Genomic DNA, 23,349 nt, shown 5'->3' with positions numbered 1-23,349 from the left:
CTGCATTTTATGGTTCAAGAACAACAAAACGTTAAAAGGGGAGAGTTATAATGTCATTAAAACGTAAAAAGGTTTCTGTAATCGGCGGAGGATTTACTGGAGCAACTACGGCATTTTTACTAGCTCAAAAGGAACTTGGAGATGTAGTTTTAGTAGATATCGCTCCAATGGAAAACCCTACAAAAGGTAAGGCACTAGATATGCTTGAAGCAAGTCCAGTACAAGGCTTTGATGCCAATATTACTGGTACTTCAAATTATGAAGATACGCGTGATTCAGATATCGTCGTGATTACTGCGGGTATTGCTCGTAAACCTGGTATGAGCCGAGATGATTTAGTTCAGACAAACCAAAAGGTTATGAGAAGTGTAACTCAAGAAATCGTGAAGTATTCCCCTAACTGTACTATTCTTGTTTTAACTAACCCAGTTGATGCAATGACATACACAGTATTTAAAGAATCAGGATTCCCTAAAAACCGTGTAATTGGTCAATCTGGTGTTCTTGATACTGCTCGTTTCCGTACATTTGTTGCTCAAGAATTAAACCTTTCTGTTAAAGACATTACTGGTTTCGTTTTAGGCGGTCATGGTGATGACATGGTTCCGCTTGTACGTTACTCATATGCGGGCGGTATTCCTTTAGAAACATTAATTCCTAAAGATCGTCTTGAAGCTATTGTAGAACGTACAAGAAAGGGCGGCGGTGAAATTGTTAACCTTCTAGGTAATGGAAGCGCCTACTATGCTCCTGCTGCTTCTTTAGTTGAAATGTGTGAAGCCATTCTAAAAGACCAACGCCGTGTTCTTCCATCCATTGCCTATCTAGAAGGCGAATTTGGTTACGATGGCATCTACCTTGGTGTACCGACAATCCTTGGTGCAAATGGTATTGAAAAAGTCATCGAACTTGAATTAACTGCTGACGAAAAGGCTGCTTTAGATAAATCAGTTGAATCCGTTCGCAATGTGATGCAAGTATTAGCGTAAAAAAGGATAAAGGAGAAATTCGGGGTTACAAAGGTTCCCCGAATTTCTTTGTATACATTTGAAATCGCTTACATGGAGGTGGAGTTTTTTGCTTTTAGGTAAAAAAAGAAGGTTAGGACGTAAAATTGAAGAAATTTCTGTCGGTGAAAAATTAGCTATGACTGAAAAAATAGAAGACAAGGATCTGCTTCTTTATTTAGGATTAACGGATGATGCAAATCCCCTCTATATTCAGCATGATTATGCTTCACAGACTCCATTTGAAAGGCCGATCGTTCCGAGCATTATGCTGACAGGTATGATCACCTCAGCCATTTCAAAATATTTACCCGGCCCTGGAAGCCATATTTTAAGCCAAGAAATCAATTTTCCTAAACCTGTTTTTCATTATGGAGCTGTTGAGTTGTTATTCGAAGTCGTTGAAGTAACAAGGAATGAGCATACCATTGTGATTAGTGTGGCAGGAACTAATGAAAAGAACGAGACCGTCATTCAAGGTAACGTTAAAGTATGTCCGCCACACCGATTAGAAGAAATTCATGGCAGGGCTTTAGAGAATTTTTAATAATGTTATTAAGAAGGAATGTGACCTGTTCACATTCCTTTTATTTGTTAAAGTTTTGTAAAGCTAGAAAATACACAAACTTTATTATTATAATGGAGGTAACTAATAAAGTGGGGGTTACTATGAAAAATAGAGTGCTTGTTGTCGATGACGAACAGTCGATTGTTACTTTACTACAATATAACTTGGAGCAAGCGGGGTTTGATGTAATAACAGCAATGGATGGAGAAGAGGGAAAACAATTAGCAGAGACACAATCACCTGATATCATTGTATTAGATTTAATGCTGCCTAAAATGGATGGAATGGAAGTTTGTAAGCAGTTGAGACAAAACAAGATTATGACTCCGATTCTAATGTTAACCGCTAAAGAGGATGAATTCGATAAAATCTTGGGGCTGGAACTTGGTGCAGATGATTACATGGTCAAACCTTTCAGTCCAAGAGAAGTAATCGCTCGTGTCAAAGCCATACTTAGAAGGACTCAAATTCAAACAGATGCTGGACAAGTAGGTGGAGAAGAGACGGGATTGCTACAAATAGGTAATCTGAAAATCAATTCTGATAAATATGAGGCTTATTTTAACGGCAAGTTGTTGGAGTTAACATTAAAAGAATTTGAATTGCTTCTTTACCTCTCCAAAAATAAAGGGCGTGTTATGACCCGTGATCAATTACTAAGTGCTGTTTGGAATTATGACTTTGCTGGCGATACTAGAATAGTCGATGTACATATATCACATTTAAGAGAAAAAGTTGAAGCGGACACAAAAAAGCCGGCCTATATTAAAACAATTCGGGGCTTGGGCTATAAACTGGAGGAGCCTAAGGGAGAATGACCAAATTCCGAAAAGGACTGCTAATATCACTAATCATACTAGTTATTATTGTATTAGTTGGGGTAGGAATTTTGATAGGTCAATTTTTTAAAAGCTATTACCTAGAGTCACTAACTCAACATCTGAAATTTGAAGTTTTATGGGTTCTTTCCATTTGTCTTGGGATTGCCATCATTATTATTCTTTTTCTATGTGTAAGAATTACCTCAAAGTATACCAAACCAATTGAGGCTGCAACCAACGTTGCCATTGAACTGGCTAAAGGAAATTACCGTGCTCGAACTACAGTAAGTAGATTAGATGAAACGGGGATGCTTGGATCATCAATCAATATGCTGGCAGAAAACCTGCAAGAACTCACTAAAGCACAAGAAATGCAGCAGGACCGACTAAGTGCACTAATTGAAAATATGGGGGCTGGTCTAGTTCTAATTGATAGTCGAGGGTACATCAACCTAATTAATAAAGGATTTATTGATATTTTTCATGTCAATTCTAGTGATTATTTAAATAAAGTTTATTACGAAGTTATTGAATATGAAGAAATTTGTCAGTTAGTGGCTGAAGTTTTTCGGACGGAAAAAAAGGTCAGCAAACAAATACTTGTTCCACTATTCATTGAACGTAGGTACTTTGTTGTCTATGGTGTTCCGATTCTTGGAACCAACAATGTATGGAAAGGTGTATTGCTCGTATTTCATGACATTACTGAAATAAAAAAACTCGAGCAAATGCGCAAGGACTTTGTGGCCAACGTATCGCACGAATTAAAAACCCCGGTCACTTCTATTAAAGGATTTACTGAAACACTGATGGATGGTGCCATGAATAATAAAGAAACATTGGAAGCGTTTCTTTCCATTATTCTAAAAGAAAGTGACCGACTCCAAACCCTCATCCAAGAATTATTAGATCTTTCAAAAATAGAACAACAGGGATTCAGATTAAATATTCAGGAACTAGATTTGAACGAGATGTTAAAAGAGGTTATTACGATTCTTAGTGGAAAAGCCCAAGCAAAGAATATCCGGGTTAGCCTTCTTTGTAAGCAAGATCAAGTGATGATCCAGGGTGATTTAGACCGTTTAAAACAAGTGTTTATTAACTTGATTGCCAATGCCATGAACTACACTCCGCCTGAAGGGAATGTGGAAATAATCCTACTCGAACACGGTGAAAAGGTACGAGTCCATGTAAAAGACACTGGGATCGGAATTAATAAGGAAGAAATTCCACGTATTTTTGAACGTTTTTACCGTGTTGACCGAGCAAGAAGCCGAAACTCCGGCGGGACTGGACTAGGTCTAGCGATCGTTAAGCATTTAATTGAAGCCCATCATGGAAATATAAGTGTTAGAAGTGAATTGGGTGAAGGAAGCGAGTTTATAATTGAATTGTATAAATATTTAAGGTGATTTTGGAAGGTGGATATATTTAAATGGAAAAAAAGAAACTTGTCCTTATCGATGGTAATAGTATTGCTTACCGGGCATTCTTTGCACTACCCTTGCTTAATAACGATAAAGGAATTCACACGAATGCCGTATATGGTTTTACGATGATGCTGATGAAAATACTTGAAGATGAAAAGCCAAGCCATATCCTTGTCGCATTTGACGCAGGAAAAACGACCTTTCGACATAAGACCTTTAGTGAATATAAAGGCGGCAGACAAAAAACGCCGCCTGAGCTATCGGAACAATTTCCGTTCATTCGTGACCTTCTAGATGCCTATGGAATCTCTAGGTACGAACTTGAAAATTATGAGGCTGATGATATCATTGGTACCTTGTCATTAAGTGCTGAACATGATGGGTATGAAGTGAAGGTGATTTCCGGAGATAAAGATTTAACGCAACTCTCTTCACCAACGACTACCGTTGGAATTACGCGCAAAGGTATTACAGATATTGAGGAATATACCCCTGAACATGTCGCTGAAAAATATGGACTAACACCAGAGCAAATCATTGATATGAAAGGGCTGATGGGGGACCCTTCCGATAATATTCCTGGTGTACCCGGCGTTGGTGAAAAAACAGCGATCAAACTTTTAAAGGAGTTTACAACGCTTGAAAATTTATTAGCCTCTATTGACCAGGTTAATGGTAATAAGCTTAAAGAGAAGTTGGAAGAATTTAAGGATCAAGCCATAATGAGTAAAGAGCTGGCAACGATTGAAAGGCAGGCACCTATCGAAGTAAATTTAGATACGATTGCTTATGAGGGGTTTACGCGCGATAAATTAGTAGCTCTCTTTAAAGAATTAGGATTTCATTCGTTATTGGAAAAGCTGGGTGAAGGTCCAGAGATGGCTGATGTGCCAGAACTGGAAGAGATTGAGTTTCAAACTCCAGCAGAAATCACGGAAGAGTTATTTGCAGACGACAATTATTTTTATGTTGAAATGTTGGATGATAATTATCATTTTGCAGAAATTATTGGCTTTTCCCTTGTCAATGAAAATGGGCATTTTTATTTTCCTACAAATCAGGTATTGCAATCAGAGGCTTTCAAAAGATGGGCAGAAGATGAGAGTAAAAAGAAGACCGTCTATGATGCCAAACGTTCTGAAGTCTCTTTAAGAAGATATGATATTCATTTAAAAGGTGTCGATTTTGATATTTTGATGGCGTCATATATCATAAATCCATCGGAGAACATTGAAGATCTTGCCGCGATTACGAAACGATTCGATGTACATACAATCCAAACAGATGAATCCTTTTATGGGAAAGGGGCGAAACGAAAAGTCCCTGAAGTAACACAGCTTGCGGAGCATCTTGTCCGTAAAAGTCTTGCCATGTCTGATTTAAGAGGAAAACTTGAAGATGAATTAAAGAGAAATGAACAATATCAGTTATTTACTGAACTTGAAATGCCATTATCGCTCATTTTAGCTGATATGGAATCATGCGGAATCAAAGTGGAACAGGAACGCCTTCAGACAATGGGCAAAGAACTAAATGAAAGACTAATTGAAATTGAAGAGAAGATATGTCAATTAGCTGGAGAGAAATTTAATATCAACTCACCTAAACAGCTTGGCGTTATCTTATTCGAGAAATTAAACCTGCCTACATTAAAGAAAACGAAAACAGGGTATTCCACTTCGGCAGATGTATTGGAAAAATTGGCGGAGGATCATGAAATTATTGAATACATCCTTCTATACAGACAATTAGGTAAGCTGCAATCTACCTATATAGAAGGATTATTAAAGGTGATTAATCCTAAAACGGGAAAAGTCCATACTAGATATCAACAAACCTTAACAGCGACAGGGCGGTTAAGTTCGATTGACCCTAATTTGCAAAATATCCCGATTCGTTTGGAAGAAGGTCGGAAAATTCGTCAAGCCTTTGTTCCATCTGAGGAAGGGTGGATCATTTTTGCTGCGGATTATTCCCAGATTGAACTTCGCGTACTTGCCGATATTGCTGGTGATGATAAGCTGATTCAAGCATTTAAGGAAGATATGGATATTCATACGAAGACAGCCATGGAGGTTTTCCATGTCAATAAGGATGAGATAACCTCAAATATGAGGCGGCAGGCAAAAGCTGTAAACTTTGGAATTGTCTATGGAATCAGTGATTATGGACTATCCCAATCCTTAGGAATAACTAGGAAAGAAGCCGGTCAATTCATTGAACGCTATTTAGATACTTACCCAGGTGTCAAAGAATATATGGATGAAATTATACACTCAGCCAAGCAGAAGGGGTACGTTTCAACCCTAATGCAAAGAAGAAGATATATTCCTGAAATTACTGCGCGTAATTTTAATATCCGAAGCTTTGCAGAAAGAACGGCAATGAACACACCAATCCAAGGCAGTGCTGCTGATATCATAAAAAAAGCAATGATAGATATGGATGAGGCTTTAAAGGACATGGGGTTAAAGACACGGCTTTTACTTCAGGTACATGATGAATTAATTTTTGAAGCACCTGAGGAAGAATTGGAAACTTTAAAGAAATTAGTCCCAGACGTAATGGAAAATGCCCTTGAATTAAAGGTACCATTGAAAGTGGATTATGCTTACGGGCCAACTTGGTTTGACGCTAAATAATAGGAGGGGGCTACAATGCCAGAACTTCCGGAAGTAGAAACTGTTCGAAAAACATTAAAAAAATTAGTAGTGAATAAAACCATCAAAGATATAACGGTCTATTGGCCGAAAATCATAAAAAATCCACTGGAAGTGGAACAATTTGTCGATGCCTTGATTGGGGAGACCATTCTTGATGTCGGAAGAAGAGGGAAATTTTTAATTATTTATACAGGAAATTTCGCCTTAGTTTCTCATTTGAGAATGGAAGGAAAGTATGGTCTATATCCTAAGGATGAGCCCTATGATAAACATACACATGTTCTCTTTCATTTTACAGATGGGACAGAGTTAAGATATCGGGACGTTCGCAAGTTTGGAACCATGCATCTTTATAAAAAAGGGGATGAGTTTTTAACGGAGCCCTTGATCGGACTTGGCCCTGAACCATTTTCGGAGGAATTCACCATCGAATATTTAGCTGAAAAGCTGGCAAAAACGAATCGGAAAGTTAAAACAGCTTTATTAGACCAAAAAGTCTTTGTTGGACTTGGAAATATCTATGTGGATGAAGCACTTTTTAGGGCCGGAATCCATCCAGAGCGTTTGGCTAACACTCTGGATAACAGCGAAGTTACCCTTCTTCATCGTGAGATTGTGGCAACCTTGAGTGAAGCAGTCAAAAAGGGAGGAAGTACAATCCGTTCGTATGTAAACTCTCAAGGTGAAATAGGAATGTTCCAGCTTGAATTATATGCTTACGGTCGAAACGGTGAAGAGTGTAAACGATGCGGGACACCTTTAGAAAAAACAACTGTTGGTGGGAGAGGAACCCATTACTGCCCTCAATGCCAAAAAATCGAAGCAGAACCGAAAAAGTAAAAGAGTGAAAAGAGAATAACATTAACCATGGATAGGCTCCTGCCATATACTATCGTAATGATTTTGGTGGAAGGAGCCCTATACATCATGGTTCAGTTGTTATCACTTCTCATCCTCGCTTTTGCCCTTAGCCTTGACAGCTTTAGCGTAGGATTTACCTATGGACTTAGGAAAATGGTCATGCCGCTAAGGTCAATAATTATTATTGCAAGTTGCTCTGCTATTTCCTTAATGATCGCCGTGTCAATTGGACATGGACTTGAGAAAGTTTTATCACCAAGAATTACCGCAAGCCTAGGGGGGATTATCCTAATTGGTCTTGGTGCTTGGGTTTTGTATCAATTTTTTCGGCCAGAAAAAGAAAAGGACGTACTCGATCATGAAAAGACCATCGTGAATTTTGAGATCAAGTCCCTTGGATTAGCCATTAATATATTGAAAAAGCCGATGTCGGCTGATTTCGATCAATCTGGTACGATTACTGGGATTGAGGCGTTAATGTTAGGGTTCGCCTTGTCGTTGGATGCCTTTGGAGCTGGGATTGGTGCAGCGATGCTTGGCTTCTCTCCTTATTATTTAGCGTTTACTGTTGCGATTATGAGTTCGTTGTTTGTGCTTTTAGGAATAAAAAGTGGAACTTTTTTTCATAAATTTGAATGGATTCAAAAGTTCACCTTTTTACCAGGGATATTATTAATTATTATAGGGATTTGGAAATTATAAGAATCAGAAAGAGGATTTTGGGATGTCATTAGTTATCGGTTTAACAGGTGGAATTGCAAGTGGAAAAAGCACCGTCTCTAACTTTTTCAAAGAAATGAATATCACTGTGGTTGATGCAGATATTGAAGCACGCCTTGCGGTAATGAAAGGTGAAGCGGCTTATTTTAAGATCATTGCTGAGTTTGGCGAAGATATATTATTAGCCGATGGAGAAATTGACCGGCCTAAACTGGGCTCCATTATTTTTCATCAAGTCGAAAAACGGCAATTATTAAATGACATCGTTCACCCAGAAGTCAGAAGAAGAATGAAAGACCAAGTCGAAACAGCAAAAAAGAACGGCGAAGAAGTGGTTGTTCTTGATATACCGTTACTATTTGAAAGTAAACTTACCTATATGGTGGATAAAACATTACTAGTATTTGTTGACAATGAAACGCAATTAAAAAGATTAATGGCGAGAAATAACCTATCTGTCATGGATGCTGAAGCAAGGATTCATTCGCAAATGCCGTTATCTGACAAACTCAGGCTGGCGGACGCAGTAATTAATAATAACGGATCGGTCGAGGACACAAAAAAACAGCTTCTTGAAATCTTAGCGAAGTTTGGCATCAATAAAAAATAAGATGAAACAACCGGAGAGAAGGAGTCCCCCTTCTCTTTTTTTATATTATTAAGTTATCTAAATTATTAAACATTAAAAAATCCGCACATAATTCATCACAATTCCACCTAAATATGTTATACTAATTACAATAATACAAGTATTAAGTATGTCACTAATACAAAAGGGGTTGCAAAAATGAAGACAAAAGTTGCGATTAATGGGTTTGGAAGAATTGGAAGGATGGTTTTTAGAAAAGCGATCCTTGAAAATAAACTTGATGTTGTAGCCATAAACGCTAGTTATCCCGCAGAAACATTAGCACATCTACTTAAATATGATACTAATCATGGACCATTTCAAGGAGATGTTATTCCTTTAGATGAAGAGTTACTTGTAAATGGAAAAAGGATTAAACTATTGAGCAGTCGTAATCCAGAGGAACTTCCATGGAGAGAGCTTGGGATTGAGATTGTTATCGAAGCTACTGGGAAGTTTAATGCCCGTGAAGCAGCGGCATTACATTTAGAAGCGGGAGCAAAGAAAGTGATTTTAACTGCTCCGGGAAAAAATGAGGATGTTACAATTGTCATGGGTGTAAATGAGGAAATGTTAGATGTTAATGTTCATGACATTATCTCCAATGCATCATGTACAACCAACTGTCTAGCACCAGTTGCAAAGGTATTAGACGATAAGTTTGGAATTGAATGCGGATTAATGACCACGATTCATGCCTATACAAATGATCAAAAAAATATTGATAACCCTCATAAAGATTTACGGAGGGCTCGTGCATGCGGTCAATCAATCATTCCAACGACAACAGGTGCAGCGAAAGCAATATCTCTAGTCTTACCACAGTTAAAGGGGAAATTACATGGTATGTCACTTCGCGTACCAACACCAAACGTTTCACTAGTTGATTTAGTCGTGGATCTTAAACAAGATGTGACGGTCGATGAAGTCAATCATGCCCTTATGGAAGCAGCAAATGGACCATTAAAAGGTATTTTGGATTTCACAATGGAACCGTTAGTATCTGTTGATTTTAATACGAATGAGCATTCTGCCATCATTGACGGTTTATCCACTATGGTGATGGGCACAAGAAAAGTAAAGGTTTTGGCATGGTATGATAATGAATGGGGCTATTCGTCACGTGTGGTAGATCTCACTCTGTTGGTTGCTCAGCAAATAGCAAAGTCCTCAGAGTTAAAGGTTGGGTAAATAAAGCGCAAAAAAAGCTGTCGATTTGACAGCTTTTTTTTGTGTGCTATCTTGTGCCATTTTGGTGAAATAGGCATAAAATAGCTTTGTTGAATTTATTAACAAATGGATGACAAAGCCCGTCCTAATAAAGTTTTTTAAATTGATAGGTTGCAAAAAAAATATAAACAAAGTATACTAGTCATCGTGAACTTCTTGAAATTAGGTAGCGATTAATTACTTAAAGGGTTAGGACCTCTCTGGACTAACTTTCCCCCGTGGTAGTTATAAGATACCGTCAATACATGATTTCAAGAAAGAACAAAAAGGTTAGAGGGGGAAAATGAATATGGAAACAATGGGACGTCACGTGATCTCTGAGTTATGGGGATGCGACTTTGAAAAACTAAACGATATGAATTTTATTGAAATGACTTTTGTTGAAGCAGCTCTTAAATCTGGGGCAGAAATCCGTGAAGTAGCATTTCATAAATTTGCTCCACAAGGTGTGAGTGGTGTCGTCATTATTTCCGAATCACATCTAACTATTCACAGCTTCCCTGAACATGGGTACGCCAGCATTGATGTCTTCACTTGCGGCGATTTAAATCCTAATGTTGCAGCAGATTATATTGCTGAGGCATTAAATGCCCAAACACGTGAAAATATTGAAATTCCACGCGGCATGGGTCCTGTCCATGTAAAACAGGCAAAAATACTATAATCTATGAACATAATTGGTAAGAGGTGTATCTAAACATACACCTCTTTTTATATTTTGTCTGTGTTAAAGTTTATTGCTGAATTAGGCACCCTGTTGATTGGAGTGGAAGGCACGAAGACTCCTGCGGGAGTACGGGGCAGGGGAGACCCCGCAGGAGCGCAGCGACGAGGAGGCTCCCCGGACCGCCCGCGGAAAGCGAAGTGCCTGGAGCGGAAATCAACAGGCAACTTTAACAGAGGCTATATTTTAAGCGAAAATGTTGTACAATAAAACAAAAGACAATTGGGGAGGAAAAGTATGGCTATGTTAGGTAACTTATTTGTTCGATTTAAGCAGCAAATTGAGACTTCAGACAAAATTGCTGACGATTCTTTAAAAACGCATTATTATAAGGCAAAGTTTAACCAAGTTTTCGATTCAGTTGAAAAGTTATTTCATGAAGATGCCGATTGCCAAGTAACAACCGTTTCTAAAGATCATGGAGAAATTGCTATTGAAATCAATAAACCAATTAAATGCTTTCTGATTGTTACCATTGTGTCTGTAAAACCAATGGAAACCGCAGTAGACTTTAATATTTCATCTGAAAAAATTTCGATTCTCGGCACCTATCCTGCTTTAAAAAAGCGGATTATTTCTTATTACGAGCGAATTAATCAATTACATAACTTCGTAGGAATAAAAAACTCCTAATACTTACTTGTATAAAGATATTCTTTTTTATAAGATGAAAGTAAGCGTTTAGTTCGGAAGCTACAGTGTAGATTTGGAGTTGATTACAATGAAATGCCCTTCTTGTCAAAATTATGGTACACGTGTCCTTGATTCCAGGCCTGTTGATGAAGGCCGGGCCACACGGAGGAGACGCGAATGTGAGGAATGTGGGTATCGTTTTACTACATTTGAGAAGATTGAAGAGATCCCGTTAATTGTAGTCAAAAAAGAAGGTACCAGAGAAGAGTTCAGTCGTGATAAAATCTTACGAGGTTTAATAAAAGCTTGTGAGAAGCGGCCTGTGGCCTTAAAGGAACTAGAAGATATAACCCACGGTGTTGAAAAAGACCTGCGAAGTCAGGGGGTCTCTGAAATAAAAAGTGAAGCCATAGGTGAAATGGTAATGGACAGGCTAGCGCATGTGGACGAAGTTGCCTATGTCAGATTCGCATCTGTTTATCGACAATTTAAGGATATCAATGTTTTCATTGATGAATTAAAAGAATTAATAAAAAAAGAAAAATCGTAAGAGCTAAATAGGTTTTTGGCTCTTTTTGACTTTATAACAGGGGAAGGTTGTAGTATTATGGCGCAGCATTGGCAGGAAATTCTTCCTATTGACCGTTATATCGTAACTGCTGATGGGCTACTGCATGATTATGACCGGAAAGTGCTGACGTTTTTATATCAGCCTTTGATTGGTTCAACTTGCTTTAGTTTATATATGACTCTCTGGGCAGAGGTAGAGGAAAACCGTTTATGGTCTGAGTCCTCCACACACCATCTGTTGATGAATCTCTTAGAGATGAACTTAAAGGACATTTTTGAAGCAAGGTTAAAGTTAGAAGGCATAGGTTTGTTAAATACCCGTGTCAAAACAGATGAAGGAGGCAGGTCGTTTTTATATGAACTTCGTCCTCCATTAAGTCCCCAACAATTCTTTTTAGATGGGATGCTAAATATTTATCTTTACCGAAAGATCGGAAAAACCCATTTTTCACGGTTGAAACGCTTTTTTAGTGATCAACAAAAGCCGAGTGAAGATGAGTATGTTGATGTTACTAAAGCCTTTCAGGATGTGTTTGCTTCAGCTGCACCAGGCAGTATGCAATATATACATGGGATTTCTGAAGAATTACATGAGGAAGAAAATCAGCAGTTTATTGGACGGTCGGATTCCAATCCGATTCAAATTGGTTTGGACACGTTTGATTTTGATATGTTAGCAGCCGGGCTGAATGAGTCACTCGTTCCGAAAAAAGCATTAACGCCAAAAGTAAAAGCAGTGATTAGTAATCTTGCATTTCTGTATCAAATCTCCCCATTAGAAATGAAGAATTTCATCTTAGGCGCTATTAACGAACATGATGAGATTGACATTGAAGACTTAAGAAAAGGTGCTCGGGATTGGTATCAGTTTGTTAATTATGACCAGTTACCAAGTCTTATTAACCGAACCCAGCCTATTGTCCACCAAACTCAAATCACTGAACCTAAAACTCCGGAGGAGAAATTAATCCGTTCTTACGAAACGACCCCGCCGCTAATCGTTTTTAAAGAATTCTCAGGCGGAGTAGAGCCTTCGAATGCCAATTTGAAGACATTAGAAGAAATTATGATTAAATATAAACTGCCACCGGGTGTTGTCAATGTTTTAATTGAAGTGGCAATGAGAAAGACGGACATGAAATTTACCAAGGGTTTTGTGGAGACCATTGCTAGTCATTGGGCAAGGAAGCAGGTTAAAACGGTGAAGGAAGCAATGGAACTTGCGAAAAATGAAGAACACAAGGCAACCGAGAGTAAAAAAACGGGGAAATCAACTAGTAAAAAGCCGATACGGACAGAATTAATCCCAGATTGGTTTGATGAGGGCACTAAGGACACAAGCAAAGAGCCTTCGCAGGGAACTAATAATGAGGTCGAAGCAAAGAAACGGGCAATTGAAGAAAAATTAAAAGCGTTCCGCAAATAGGGGGTGCCGTAGTTGGAGAAAATCAATAAAACCTTAAATAGATTGGCTTCAAATGAAAGTTTTCAAAAACGATATGAACAACAGCGAATGCAAGTCCTGCAAAATCCTGATGTTAAAGCATTTCTGTCACAGAATCAAGAGGCTATTGATTCTGTGATGATTGATAAAAGTATGAGTAAACTGTATGAGTACATCAATCAGAGCAAGGATTGCAATAAATGTGAATCCCTTGATGGCTGCATCAATTTTATGAAGGGGTATCACCCTGATTTGGTTTTAGCTCGGAATTCTATCGATGTGGTGTATAAACAATGTCCTCGAAAAATTATGGCTGACGAAAAGAAGAAAAATGAGAAGTTGATCAAGAGTTTATATGTCCCTAGAGATATCTTGGAAGCCTCCTTTGAGGAATTTGAAGCGGACACTGGCCGACTCGATGCCGGCGATCAAGCTGCAACGTTCTTAATGAATTATGAGGCAGGAAATAAGCCAAAAGGTCTTTATCTTTATGGGAAATTCGGTGTGGGAAAATCTTATTTATTAGGTGCAATTGCCAACGAATTGGCGAAGAAACAAATTTCTTCGATGATTGTCTATGTGCCAGAATTGTTGCGAGAAATGAAAGGGTCAATCGCGGATTCCACATTGAATGAAAAAATTGAAGCATTAAAAAAAGAACCCATCCTTATGCTTGATGATATTGGCGCTGAAGCTGTCTCAAGTTGGACGAGGGACGAGGTGCTTGGCCCCATTCTACAATTTAGAATGCTTGAGAGTCTTCCTACATTTTTTACATCAAACTTTGACTTTAAAGGGCTTGAGCATCATTTAACCTACAGTCAGAGGGGCGAAGAAGAGAAGATGAAGGCAAGACGAATCATGGAGCGGATTCGTTCCTTGAGTGTGCCTGTGATGGTCGAGGGACCAAACAGAAGGTAATTTAAATCAATTTATGTAGTATTAGGATTGTCGTAAACAAGTCGGCAGTCCTTTTTCTATCCTTTTTTTCTGTAAATAACAAAAGCATGTACCAGCTAACTTCTATTTTAGCCAAGTCCCCCATATATATTAATACAAAGATTGGCTTAAAGGGGGGATTCGGTTGGCGGAAATCATCTTCCAAAGCAAGTTGGATGCTGAAAAATTTTATGACCACTTGCTGAAGTACTTACCAAATAATCATGACAAAGAAACTATTCTTCTAATTGAAGATCGACATATAGTAAAATTTTTTAGCAGTATGGTATCGGTTGAAATTTCAAGAATTGTTAAACATGCTTTTTATGAATTCATTACGATCATAAAGCGGGATGATTGGTTTAGGGAAATATTAAAAGGCCATTATTTCTACGATGAATATGAAGAACAGCAGCAAATTATCGAGATTATTGATTCCATCCTCGAAGGTCAACGAGAAGACCTGTCTATTTTTTTAAACGATACAAATGAAGAGAAACAGATCAAATCTGCAATCGACCATATTTTTCAAGATAATATCTCTTTTTCGTTTGACTCGTTCCTTAAATTTCGTTTACGTCCGTATTTACAGTCACTGCAAGGGTATGTCGAGATTGCGATTGATGAATATAAAATGGAGCAAGAATATCAAATATTCGTGCAGATGCTCCGTGAGTTTCTGGTGAATCGTGAACCAAAAATGGAGGTGCTCCATTTATTGTTTGATGAGGAAATCACCTTTTATAATGAGCAGTTTGTCGAAATGAAACGTGCTGAATTAACAAGAATGATTGACCGTAAACTCCTGGTAAACCATCCTGTCTATGTCGACTCAGCATCGATTGCCCCATTATTATCACTTGCGCCTACAACTATTTTTTTGTATACAAAGGACCCGGATGAGCCCTTAGTAAGGACTATTAAAAATATTTTTGAAGAAAGAGTAACCATTAAATCATTTGCTGCACTAAGAGAAGTGAATAAATGGGCGGAGAATCAGCAATCTTCTGAAAATCAGGCTTGAGAAGAGGAATTGTGTGAAAATTTGTCTTATTAGGTTGATGTCTCTTGATTTTTCAAAAATTAATCATTATAATTGCATACATAGTATAGTCATAGCAAAAGTGATGATAAGGATAACAGTATTTTTTACGGTTTCTAGAGAGGGAGGACATGGCTGAAAGCCTCCTAACACGAAAATAATACTTACCACCTTTAAACTTCAGCAGTGAACGCTTCATGTCTTCATGCGGTTAGTAATTGACTGACGGCTCTCGACCGTTAACAGACCAAAGTCATTTTCAAAGTGTTATTATGTGAAAATGAAAAATTGGGTGGAACCACGTGTTTATCAAAACTCGTCCCTTTTCCAGGGACGGGTTTTTTTATTTTTTTGTTGTGTTAAAGAATAATGTTGATTTTGGAACTCTGTTGATNNGAGGAGGCTCCCCGGCACGCCCGCGGAAAGCGAAGTGCCTGGAACGGAAATCAACAGACTAGTTTAACACAGCCTATTTTTTAAAAGCGGATTTTTGGGCAAAAATTGACCCGAAACGCTTATTTCAAAGGAGGAATTACCATGTCAGACGTTGTTAAGATTTCGTTTCCAGATGGGGCAGTAAAGGAGTTCCCACAAGGAACAACAACGGAAGATATTGCCGCATCCATCAGCCCAGGCCTAAAGAAAAAAGCGATTGCCGGCAAATGGAACGGACAGTTGTTTGATCTTCGCCGTCCAATTAATGAAGACGGTTCAATAGAAATCGTCGTCCCAGATTCCGATGATGCGTTAGAAATTTTACGTCACAGTACTGCGCATTTGATGGCACAGGCTGTTAGGAGACTTTATCCGGGTGTGAATTTAGGTGTTGGACCTGTTATCGAAGGTGGATTTTATTATGATATGGACCTTGAAGAATCATTAACTCCAGAAGATCTGCCAAAGATTGAAAAAGAAATGGCCCGAATCGTTAATGAAAATATTGAAATTGTCCGCAAAGAAGTAAGCCGTGCGGAGGCTGTTCAGCTTTTTAAAGAAGCAGGTGACCCTTATAAGCTGGAATTAATTGAGGCTATTCCTGATGAGGAAACAGTGACAATTTACGAACAAGGTGATTTCTTTGACCTTTGCCGCGGAGTCCATGTCCCATCAACAGGTAAAATCAAAGAGTTTAAGCTGTTAAACATTGCAGGTGCTTACTGGCGCGGTGACAGCAAAAATAAAATGCTGCAGCGCGTTTATGGAACAGCCTTTTTCAAGAAAGAAGACTTAGCGGAACACCTTCGCTTACTTGAAGAAGCGAAAGAACGTGACCACCGTAAAATTGGGAAAGAGTTAAACCTTTTCACTAGCAATCAATTGGTAGGACAAGGATTACCGTTATGGCTTCCAAAGGGTGCAACTATCCGTCGGGTGGTTGAACGTTACATTGTTGATAAAGAACAACGTCTGGGCTATGACCATGTATACACTCCAATTATGGGAAGTGTCGATTTATATAAAACTTCAGGGCACTGGGATCATTACCAAGAAGATATGTTCCCAGTAATGGACATGGATAACGAGCAATTAGTTCTTCGTCCAATGAACTGTCCGCATCACATGATGGTGTACAAAAACAGCATCCACAGCTATCGTGAGCTGCCAATTCGAATCGCAGAACTTGGAACAATGCATCGTTATGAAATGTCTGGTGCACTTTCAGGACTACAGCGTGTTCGTGGAATGACTTTAAATGATGCACATATCTTCGTTCGACCTGACCAAATTAAAGATGAATTCAAACGGGTTGTGAACCTCGTTTTAGCCGTATACAAAGACTTTGATATTAATGACTATTCCTTCCGCCTTTCTTACCGTGACCCGCAAGATACTGAAAAGTATTTTGACGATGACGCAATGTGGGAAAAAGCCCAAGGAATGCTGAAGGAAGCAATGGATGACCTTGGTCTTGATTATTATGAGGCAGAAGGAGAAGCAGCCTTCTACGGTCCAAAGCTTGACGTTCAAGTGAAAACTGCATTAGGAAAGGAAGAAACACTTTCCACAGTTCAATTGGACTTCTTATTACCAGAACGTTTTGATTTAACATATGTGGGTGAGGACGGTAAACCGCATCGTCCTGTGGTAATCCACCGTGGTGTTGTATCCACAATGGAACGATTTGTTGCCTTCTTAATTGAAGAATATAAAGGTGCTTTCCCTACTTGGCTCGCTCCGGTACAGGTGCAGGTCATTCCTGTTTCTCCTGGTGTGCATTATGATTATGCGAAACAAGTTCAAGAACAGCTTCAAAATGAAGGTATTCGTGTTGAATTGGATGGCCGTGATGAAAAAATCGGTTATAAAATCCGTGAAGCACAAATGCAAAAAATACCATATATGCTTGTTGTTGGGGATAAAGAAGTCGAAAATCAGGCGGTTAATGTCCGCAAATATGGCGAGCAAAACTCAGAAACAAAGCCATTCTCAGACTTTTTAACTTCATTAATTGCTGAAGTGAAAAGAGGATAAACAGTAGAAAGAGAGGTTCGCCTCTCTTTTTGTTTGAAAAAAACTATTGAATAATTATTTATTTCTTGCTAAAATAAATTTCGTTGTCAAAGAAAATAGTTCATTTGACATTGTATCTTTGCTTATGTTATATTTACTAAGGTGAAAAATTGAATACTTGTTTTTGGGAAAAGAAGAAGCACCCGCTTCTCACCTGATTGACGCGAATAGAGCAGTTAGCAGGTTTTACTTGAACTTTTTGGTTTGATTACTTTTGTTCTGTAAAGTGTGGGTGCATTCATCCGCACTTTTTTGTTTGTGCACTTATAGCACTGCTAAAAAGTTTTATACCTGTGGATTCTTGTATAGCGTTTTACGTTAAGGTTTGAAAGGGCTCGTAATGATTTTCTTGACCATGACGTTGTATTCGTGATAAAACCTTGGAGGTGGCTAATTATTAGCAAAGACATGTTATTAAATGAGGGCATTCGCGCTCGCGAAATTCGCCTAATTGATCAAAATGGCGAGCAGTTAGGGATTAAAACCAAAACTGAAGCCTTAGAGATTGCCGGAAGAGTGAACCTAGATTTGGTACTTGTAGCACCAAATGCAAAGCCTCCAGTCGGCAGAATTATGGACTATGGCAAATTTAAATTCGAGCAGCAAAAGAAAGAAAAAGAAGCTCGTAAGAATCAAAAAATCATCACCACTAAAGAAGTTCGTCTCAGCCCGACAATTGATGAGCATGACTTTAATACAAAGTTACGCAATGCAATTAAGTTCTTAGAAAAAGGCGACAAGGTAAAAGCGTCCATCCGTTTCAAGGGCCGGGCGATTACCCATAAAGAAATTGGTCAACGTGTGTTAGACCGTTTTTCAGAGGCGTGCAAGGAAGTTGCAACGATTGAATCACATCCAAAAATGGATGGTCGTAGCATGTTCCTAGTTTTAGCACCTAAAACCGACAAGTAATAAGGAGGATATCCCAATGCCAAAAATGAAAACTCACCGTGGCGCTGCAAAGCGTTTTAAAAGAACTGGTTCAGGTAAATTAAAACGTGACCATGCTTATACAAGCCACTTATTTGCTAACAAATCTACTAAAGCAAAGCGTAAGCTTCGCAAAGCATCACTTGTTTCTAAAGGTGATTTCAAACGCATTCGTCAAATTTTAACTTACATGAAGTAAAAATTAAGTGATCGATTTATATATTGGAGGGAAATTAAATGCCACGTGTAAAAGGCGGTACAGTTACGCGCAAACGTCGTAAAAAAGTTCTTAAATTAGCAAAAGGTTATTTCGGTTCAAAACATACATTATATAAAGTAGCTAACCAACAAGTTATGAAATCTTTAATGTATGCTTTCCGCGATCGTCGCCAGAAAAAACGCGACTTCCGCAAACTTTGGATTACTCGTATCAATGCAGCAGCACGTATGAACGGTCTTTCTTACAGCCGTTTAATGCATGGCTTAAAGCTTGCTGGTATCGAAGTAAACCGCAAGATGCTTGCTGAATTAGCAGTAAGCGATGCAAACGCATTTGCTGAATTAGCAAATGTTGCAAAACAAAACATTAACAAGTAATTTGAAAAGCGGAAGCGCCTTGAACAGGGGCGACAGGCATAAGACGAGCCGGCGAGAAGGTTGTTTTTTAACCTTCTTGACGGATTGGCTTATGACCCCGAGCCCCTAGGCGCTGTAGCTAGACATATCAAAGGCCATTCTCTTATGAGGATGGCTTTTTCTATAGAGGGGGATACTGGGGATGAAAATATGGTTAGTGGCCTATTTTATCATGAATATTGCGGGGCTCGTGATTATGTGGGAGGATAAGAGAAGGGCTAAAAAGCATGAGTTTAGAATAAGCGAGCGGACCTTATGGCTAGTGGCATTATTTGGCGGTGCTGTAGGTGCGACAGCAGGCATGCAACTTTATCGACATAAAACAAAGCATACTTCATTTAAGATTGGTTTTCCGGTTCTTGCAGTGATTGAGTTAGTTCTGTTAATCAAGTTTTTACTATAAAAGTCGCATCTTGGGGGCTAAGCAATGCATGCGTAATCAATTAAGTTACATAAAAATTTCTTGAAAAGAGGTTCAAAATGGAATATCAATTGAAAGTTAAATTAATAGACGATGAGGCTGTATTACCCCATCGAGCATATGAAGGTGATGCTGGCTTAGATTTATTTTCTATTGAAGAAAAAATAATCAAAGCAGGGGATGCGGGCTTAATAAGAACGGGTATACAAATTGAATTACCTAAAGGAACGGAGGCGCAGATTAGGCCAAGAAGTGGTCTAGCCTTAAAACACTCTATAACTGTGCTTAATAGTCCGGGGACTATTGATGAAGGGTACCGAGGGGAAATAAAAATTATCCTTATTAATCATGGGAAAGAAGATTTTACAATTGAAAAACAAATGAGAATTGCCCAAATGGTTATTGCCCCAGTCTTAAAAGTTAACCTTATTGAAACAGAAATATTAGCGGATACGGGTAGATCAGAAGGTGGATTCGGTTCTTCCGGTATATAAAAGTATGATTGGACATTTTCATTAGAAATTGGACTTTGCAGCTTCCAACTTCTTTAAAAAGGTGAGAATGTCCATTTCATATTTTTTGATAGTAAAAATTAGTATGGTCCCCCTTTAATACCAAATCATTAGACAAATGATCGGATAATTACCATAATACTCAATGCTAAGCCAATTAATGAAAGAATAGAAAAAACAACTAGTTCTTTTATTTCCCTTTTTCGTATTAAACGTAAAGCTTCCCATGAAAAGATTAAAACGAAGGTAAAAATCACTAAAAAAATCTTAAACATTTTCCATTCCTTTTTATGAAGTATTTCTTCACTTACTTAAGCCGATTCTTCTTACATAAACTTTTGATTTAATATTTACTTCTACTTGTGAAAACTCATGGTTCCAATTCTTTTTATAAAATGTATTCCATGCTTTTGGATATTCTCTGTAAACGGCTTGGCCAAATCCAAATATGTCTGATTGAAAATCTTTTTGAGCCTTATTTACTACTAATTGAATTCGACCCTTAATCTCCTTTTCAATATTTTTTTGGATCTCTTCAATTACTTTTGGATTAAATAATACTAGCTTTGAAGTATTTTCAATTGCACTCATTTCTGAGGTAACATTAACTGTAATTTTCATTTGTCCATGGTCATGATGAGGAAGGATTTTTGTTTTTGATCTAATAATATCAAGACTAATATTTCCCCCGCCTTTTTCCTTTGGGACTTTAATAGTAATGACTCCTCCTTCAATTTCATTACGAAGCCATAAAATTCCCCGGGTTTCAGTTTCATCCATCCAACCTATTAGCTTGTCTTTTTTAAATACAGCAGCCCCATTAATAGACTGTATTTTTCCTGATTCATTTTCCGTATCTACTTCTACCGAAGTTAATTTATACTGAGGGGCATATGGTTCTAATCCGTCTGTAAGAAGCATGTTTAAAAAATCCCTGACATAAACCTTTAAACCTACACTTAGCTTTGCAAGTTCCTTCGTTTCCTCTGCTGAAACACTTTCTAAATTTGGCATGTTTTTAATAACTTCGGAAGCCGCTCCTTCTGTAAACATAATAAAACTGTTCATTCGAGGTTGATGGAATCTTGTATAAAAGTCAATAATATTAAAAATTCCCTTTCTAGCTAAAGACTCACTGATTAACAAGACCCTGCTTTGAGAAAAGAATACACGTCTCGATAGCTTCATTTGTAACTTTCGGTACGCTTCAGAAACCGTGACACCTTTCTCTGAAATGACAAATGTACTGCGATCTTTTCCTCCTCCACTACTTCCTCCAGCTGGTCCTAGCTTAGTTGGTATAGCCACTTGAAGGGTTAAGCGAATCATATTCTCTTCAACAAGGTCTAATCCAATCGCAGTAACAATGGCAATATCATTCACTTCAATCCGGTTCCAACATCCTGTAAGCAAAAAAACGGTTATGACTCCTAATAGCAGTTTTCTAATCACCTTCATAATCCCATCCCGTCCTTTTAAACGAACTAGTTTTTACGGTTGCGGGGACTTAATCTCCTCAAATTCCTTTTTCCTGTTTGTTCTGGCCGTTCATTCATCCTCCACCAAGGGGCACGAACAAAAACATCTTTAAGGTTGTTAAAATTAAGTGGGGCAACAGGGGCCAAATAAGGAACACCAAAGGAGCGCAGTTGGACAAGGTGTACTAAAATAAAGAAAACTCCTAATAAGATTCCATAAAACCCTAATGTTGCGGATAAAAAAATCATTAAAAACCGAAGGAGCCGAATAGCTCCAGTTAGGGTATAACTAGGAAACATAAACGATGCAATGCCTGTAGTGGATACAACAATAACTAATGGAGCGGAAACAATCCCCGCCTCAACAGCAGCTTGACCGATTACTAATGCTCCAACAATACTTACTGTTGATCCAATCGGCCGCGGCAGCCGTAAACCAGCTTCACGCAGTGCTTCAAAGGTTATTTCCATTAATAGGGCTTCGATAACCGCCGGAAAGGGCACCTTTTCCCGGGAAGCTGCAACACTAAACAAAAGATTGGTTGGCAGTAATTCCTGATGGAAGGTAGTCACAGCGATATAAATGGAGGGAAACAATAGTGCAATCAATAAAAATAAATAGCGGATGAATCGAATAAAGGTTGCCATAATAAACTTTCCATAATAGTCTTCAGGGGAACTCATCATTTGAAAAAATGTCACAGGAACCACTAGAGCAAAAGGGCTATTTTCAACGATAATCCCAATTCTGCCTTCAAGAAGGTTACCGACCACTCGATCCGGCCGTTCAGTTTGCAATATTTGCGGAAACACTGAGAAAGGATGATCCTCAATAAGCTCCACAATATAGCCGCTGTCCTCAATCGCATCAATATTAATCTGGTTTAATCTGCTACGAACTTCTTCTATGATTGAATATTGGGCAATTCCATCAAGATAAGTAATGACTACTTCAGTTTGGGAAAGGTTCCCAATCTGTATACTTTCGAATTTAAGCTTTGTTGTTTTTAAACGTCTACGAATCATACTTGTATTGGTCCGGATATTTTCAGTAAAGCCTTCTCTTGGTCCTAAAACGACCGCCTCGGATAGGGGTTCTTCAATGGAGCGCTTTTCCCATGCTTGTTCACTAATAAAAAGGAATTGTTTATATCCATTAATCAATAAAACAGTATCACCTAACAAAATATGATTAATCACTTCCTGCAGTGTTTCCCCTTGTTTTACTTGAGCTGAACTTAGTTCTTCTATGATGGTCTCAATTGTCGGTTTAGGGTTATTTAGGAATGCATTATTGTTTTTGAGTAAAGGAGTGATGACGTTTAATTCAATTCTTTCTATACCCACTAATCCATCGAGATAAAAAATCATAGCCGAGTAGGTAGAATTTATTTGAAGTTCACGATATTTGAAATCTGAAGCCCCTTCAAAATAATGCTTTACCTGTAAAAAATCTTCCTGAAGAAATCCTGATAATTGATCGTTTCCTTTTTCCTCCAGAGTTTTGTCTCGGTTTTGATTTTGGAAAGTCGAATATAATTTTTTAATCCGTCTTAAAGTTTTCAATGAACGTACCACCCT

General features: G+C 38.2%; 23 protein-coding genes and 1 other annotated feature. Of the genes, 21 read left to right on the top strand and 2 right to left on the bottom strand.

Features of this window, described 5'->3' with window-relative positions; genetic code table 11:
• Positions 1-50: 50 nt before the first annotated feature.
• From mdh to dut, 21 genes are all read left to right on the top strand, one after another.
• The gene (mdh, locus tag COJ96_RS14310; protein ID WP_098574379.1) at positions 51-989 is read left to right on the top strand and encodes a malate dehydrogenase; all 939 of its coding nucleotides are present in this window, start codon (positions 51-53) and stop codon (positions 987-989) included.
• An 88-nt stretch (positions 990-1,077) separates the two neighbouring features.
• The gene (locus tag COJ96_RS14305; RefSeq protein ID WP_098574377.1) at positions 1,078-1,554 is read left to right on the top strand and encodes a MaoC/PaaZ C-terminal domain-containing protein; all 477 of its coding nucleotides are present in this window, start codon (positions 1,078-1,080) and stop codon (positions 1,552-1,554) included.
• Positions 1,555-1,676: 122 nt separating this feature from the next.
• A complete protein-coding gene (locus tag COJ96_RS14300; protein WP_098574374.1) occupies positions 1,677-2,393 on the top strand; it encodes a response regulator transcription factor in 717 nt (238 codons plus the stop codon).
• Entirely contained in the window at positions 2,390-3,808 is a 1,419-nt protein-coding gene (gene pnpS / locus COJ96_RS14295; protein ID WP_098574372.1) for a two-component system histidine kinase PnpS, read from the top strand. The genes COJ96_RS14300 and pnpS overlap by 4 nt, the downstream gene beginning before the upstream one ends.
• A 23-nt stretch (positions 3,809-3,831) precedes the next feature.
• On the top strand, positions 3,832-6,468 hold the full coding sequence (polA, locus tag COJ96_RS14290) for a DNA polymerase I (RefSeq protein WP_098574370.1): 2,637 nt from the start codon (positions 3,832-3,834) through the stop codon (positions 6,466-6,468).
• Between the two features lie 15 nt (positions 6,469-6,483).
• Positions 6,484-7,329, top strand: a complete 846-nt coding sequence (mutM, locus tag COJ96_RS14285) for a DNA-formamidopyrimidine glycosylase (RefSeq protein WP_098574368.1) — start codon at positions 6,484-6,486, stop codon at positions 7,327-7,329.
• Positions 7,330-7,416: 87 nt separating this feature from the next.
• Complete coding sequence (gene ytaF, locus COJ96_RS14280; RefSeq protein ID WP_098574366.1) at positions 7,417-8,052, top strand: sporulation membrane protein YtaF; 636 nt, start codon at positions 7,417-7,419, stop codon at positions 8,050-8,052.
• Positions 8,053-8,074: 22 nt separating this feature from the next.
• Positions 8,075-8,680 (top strand): dephospho-CoA kinase, encoded by a 606-nt coding sequence (gene coaE / locus COJ96_RS14275; RefSeq protein ID WP_098574364.1) that lies wholly within the window; start codon positions 8,075-8,077, stop codon positions 8,678-8,680.
• Positions 8,681-8,857: 177 nt separating this feature from the next.
• Complete coding sequence (locus COJ96_RS14270) at positions 8,858-9,889, top strand: glyceraldehyde-3-phosphate dehydrogenase (protein WP_098574362.1); 1,032 nt, start codon at positions 8,858-8,860, stop codon at positions 9,887-9,889.
• Between the two features lie 328 nt (positions 9,890-10,217).
• Positions 10,218-10,592, top strand: coding sequence for an adenosylmethionine decarboxylase (gene speD / locus COJ96_RS14265; protein WP_098574360.1), 375 nt, complete (start codon positions 10,218-10,220; stop codon positions 10,590-10,592).
• Positions 10,593-10,889: 297 nt separating this feature from the next.
• On the top strand, positions 10,890-11,285 hold the full coding sequence (locus COJ96_RS14255; protein WP_098574356.1) for a hypothetical protein: 396 nt from the start codon (positions 10,890-10,892) through the stop codon (positions 11,283-11,285).
• A gap of 88 nt (positions 11,286-11,373) precedes the next feature.
• Positions 11,374-11,835, top strand: a complete 462-nt coding sequence (gene nrdR / locus COJ96_RS14250) for a transcriptional regulator NrdR (RefSeq protein ID WP_098574354.1) — start codon at positions 11,374-11,376, stop codon at positions 11,833-11,835.
• Positions 11,836-11,892: 57 nt separating this feature from the next.
• A complete protein-coding gene (locus COJ96_RS14245; RefSeq protein ID WP_098574352.1) occupies positions 11,893-13,281 on the top strand; it encodes a replication initiation and membrane attachment family protein in 1,389 nt (462 codons plus the stop codon).
• Between the two features lie 12 nt (positions 13,282-13,293).
• Positions 13,294-14,220: a primosomal protein DnaI gene (dnaI, locus tag COJ96_RS14240; protein ID WP_098574350.1), complete on the top strand. Its 927-nt coding sequence runs from the start codon at positions 13,294-13,296 to the stop codon at positions 14,218-14,220.
• A 163-nt stretch (positions 14,221-14,383) separates the two neighbouring features.
• On the top strand, positions 14,384-15,262 hold the full coding sequence (ytxC, locus tag COJ96_RS14235) for a putative sporulation protein YtxC (RefSeq protein WP_098574348.1): 879 nt from the start codon (positions 14,384-14,386) through the stop codon (positions 15,260-15,262).
• Positions 15,263-15,817: 555 nt separating this feature from the next.
• Positions 15,818-17,752 (top strand): threonine--tRNA ligase, encoded by a 1,935-nt coding sequence (gene thrS, locus COJ96_RS14230; protein ID WP_098574346.1) that lies wholly within the window; start codon positions 15,818-15,820, stop codon positions 17,750-17,752.
• A gap of 164 nt (positions 17,753-17,916) precedes the next feature.
• Positions 17,917-18,051 (top strand) — a sequence feature (ribosomal protein L20 leader region).
• A 133-nt stretch (positions 18,052-18,184) separates the two neighbouring features.
• The gene (gene infC, locus COJ96_RS14225) at positions 18,185-18,703 is read left to right on the top strand and encodes a translation initiation factor IF-3 (protein ID WP_180230124.1); all 519 of its coding nucleotides are present in this window, start codon (positions 18,185-18,187) and stop codon (positions 18,701-18,703) included.
• Positions 18,704-18,719: 16 nt separating this feature from the next.
• On the top strand, positions 18,720-18,920 hold the full coding sequence (gene rpmI, locus COJ96_RS14220) for a 50S ribosomal protein L35 (RefSeq protein WP_098574342.1): 201 nt from the start codon (positions 18,720-18,722) through the stop codon (positions 18,918-18,920).
• 38 nt (positions 18,921-18,958) lie between these two features.
• A complete protein-coding gene (rplT, locus tag COJ96_RS14215; RefSeq protein WP_026563363.1) occupies positions 18,959-19,318 on the top strand; it encodes a 50S ribosomal protein L20 in 360 nt (119 codons plus the stop codon).
• Positions 19,319-19,499: 181 nt separating this feature from the next.
• The gene (locus COJ96_RS14210) at positions 19,500-19,760 is read left to right on the top strand and encodes a DUF1294 domain-containing protein (RefSeq protein WP_098574341.1); all 261 of its coding nucleotides are present in this window, start codon (positions 19,500-19,502) and stop codon (positions 19,758-19,760) included.
• Between the two features lie 77 nt (positions 19,761-19,837).
• The gene (gene dut / locus COJ96_RS14205; RefSeq protein WP_098574339.1) at positions 19,838-20,272 is read left to right on the top strand and encodes a dUTP diphosphatase; all 435 of its coding nucleotides are present in this window, start codon (positions 19,838-19,840) and stop codon (positions 20,270-20,272) included.
• Between the two features lie 321 nt (positions 20,273-20,593).
• On the opposite strand, the gene COJ96_RS14200 is transcribed toward dut, so the two are convergent.
• Positions 20,594-21,748: a Ger(x)C family spore germination protein gene (locus COJ96_RS14200; protein ID WP_098574337.1), complete on the bottom strand. Its 1,155-nt coding sequence runs from the start codon at positions 21,746-21,748 to the stop codon at positions 20,594-20,596.
• A 26-nt stretch (positions 21,749-21,774) separates the two neighbouring features.
• Positions 21,775-23,334, bottom strand: coding sequence for a spore germination protein (locus COJ96_RS14195; protein WP_180230120.1), 1,560 nt, complete (start codon positions 23,332-23,334; stop codon positions 21,775-21,777).
• Between the last annotated feature and the right edge of the window lie 15 nt (positions 23,335-23,349).

The sequence above is a fragment of the Bacillus sp. AFS073361 genome (assembly GCF_002567005.1).
Classification (GTDB): domain Bacteria; phylum Bacillota; class Bacilli; order Bacillales; family Cytobacillaceae; genus Neobacillus.
The sequence above is the reverse complement of the archived record's forward strand: the minus strand, read 5'-3'. Positions and strand labels throughout refer to the sequence as shown.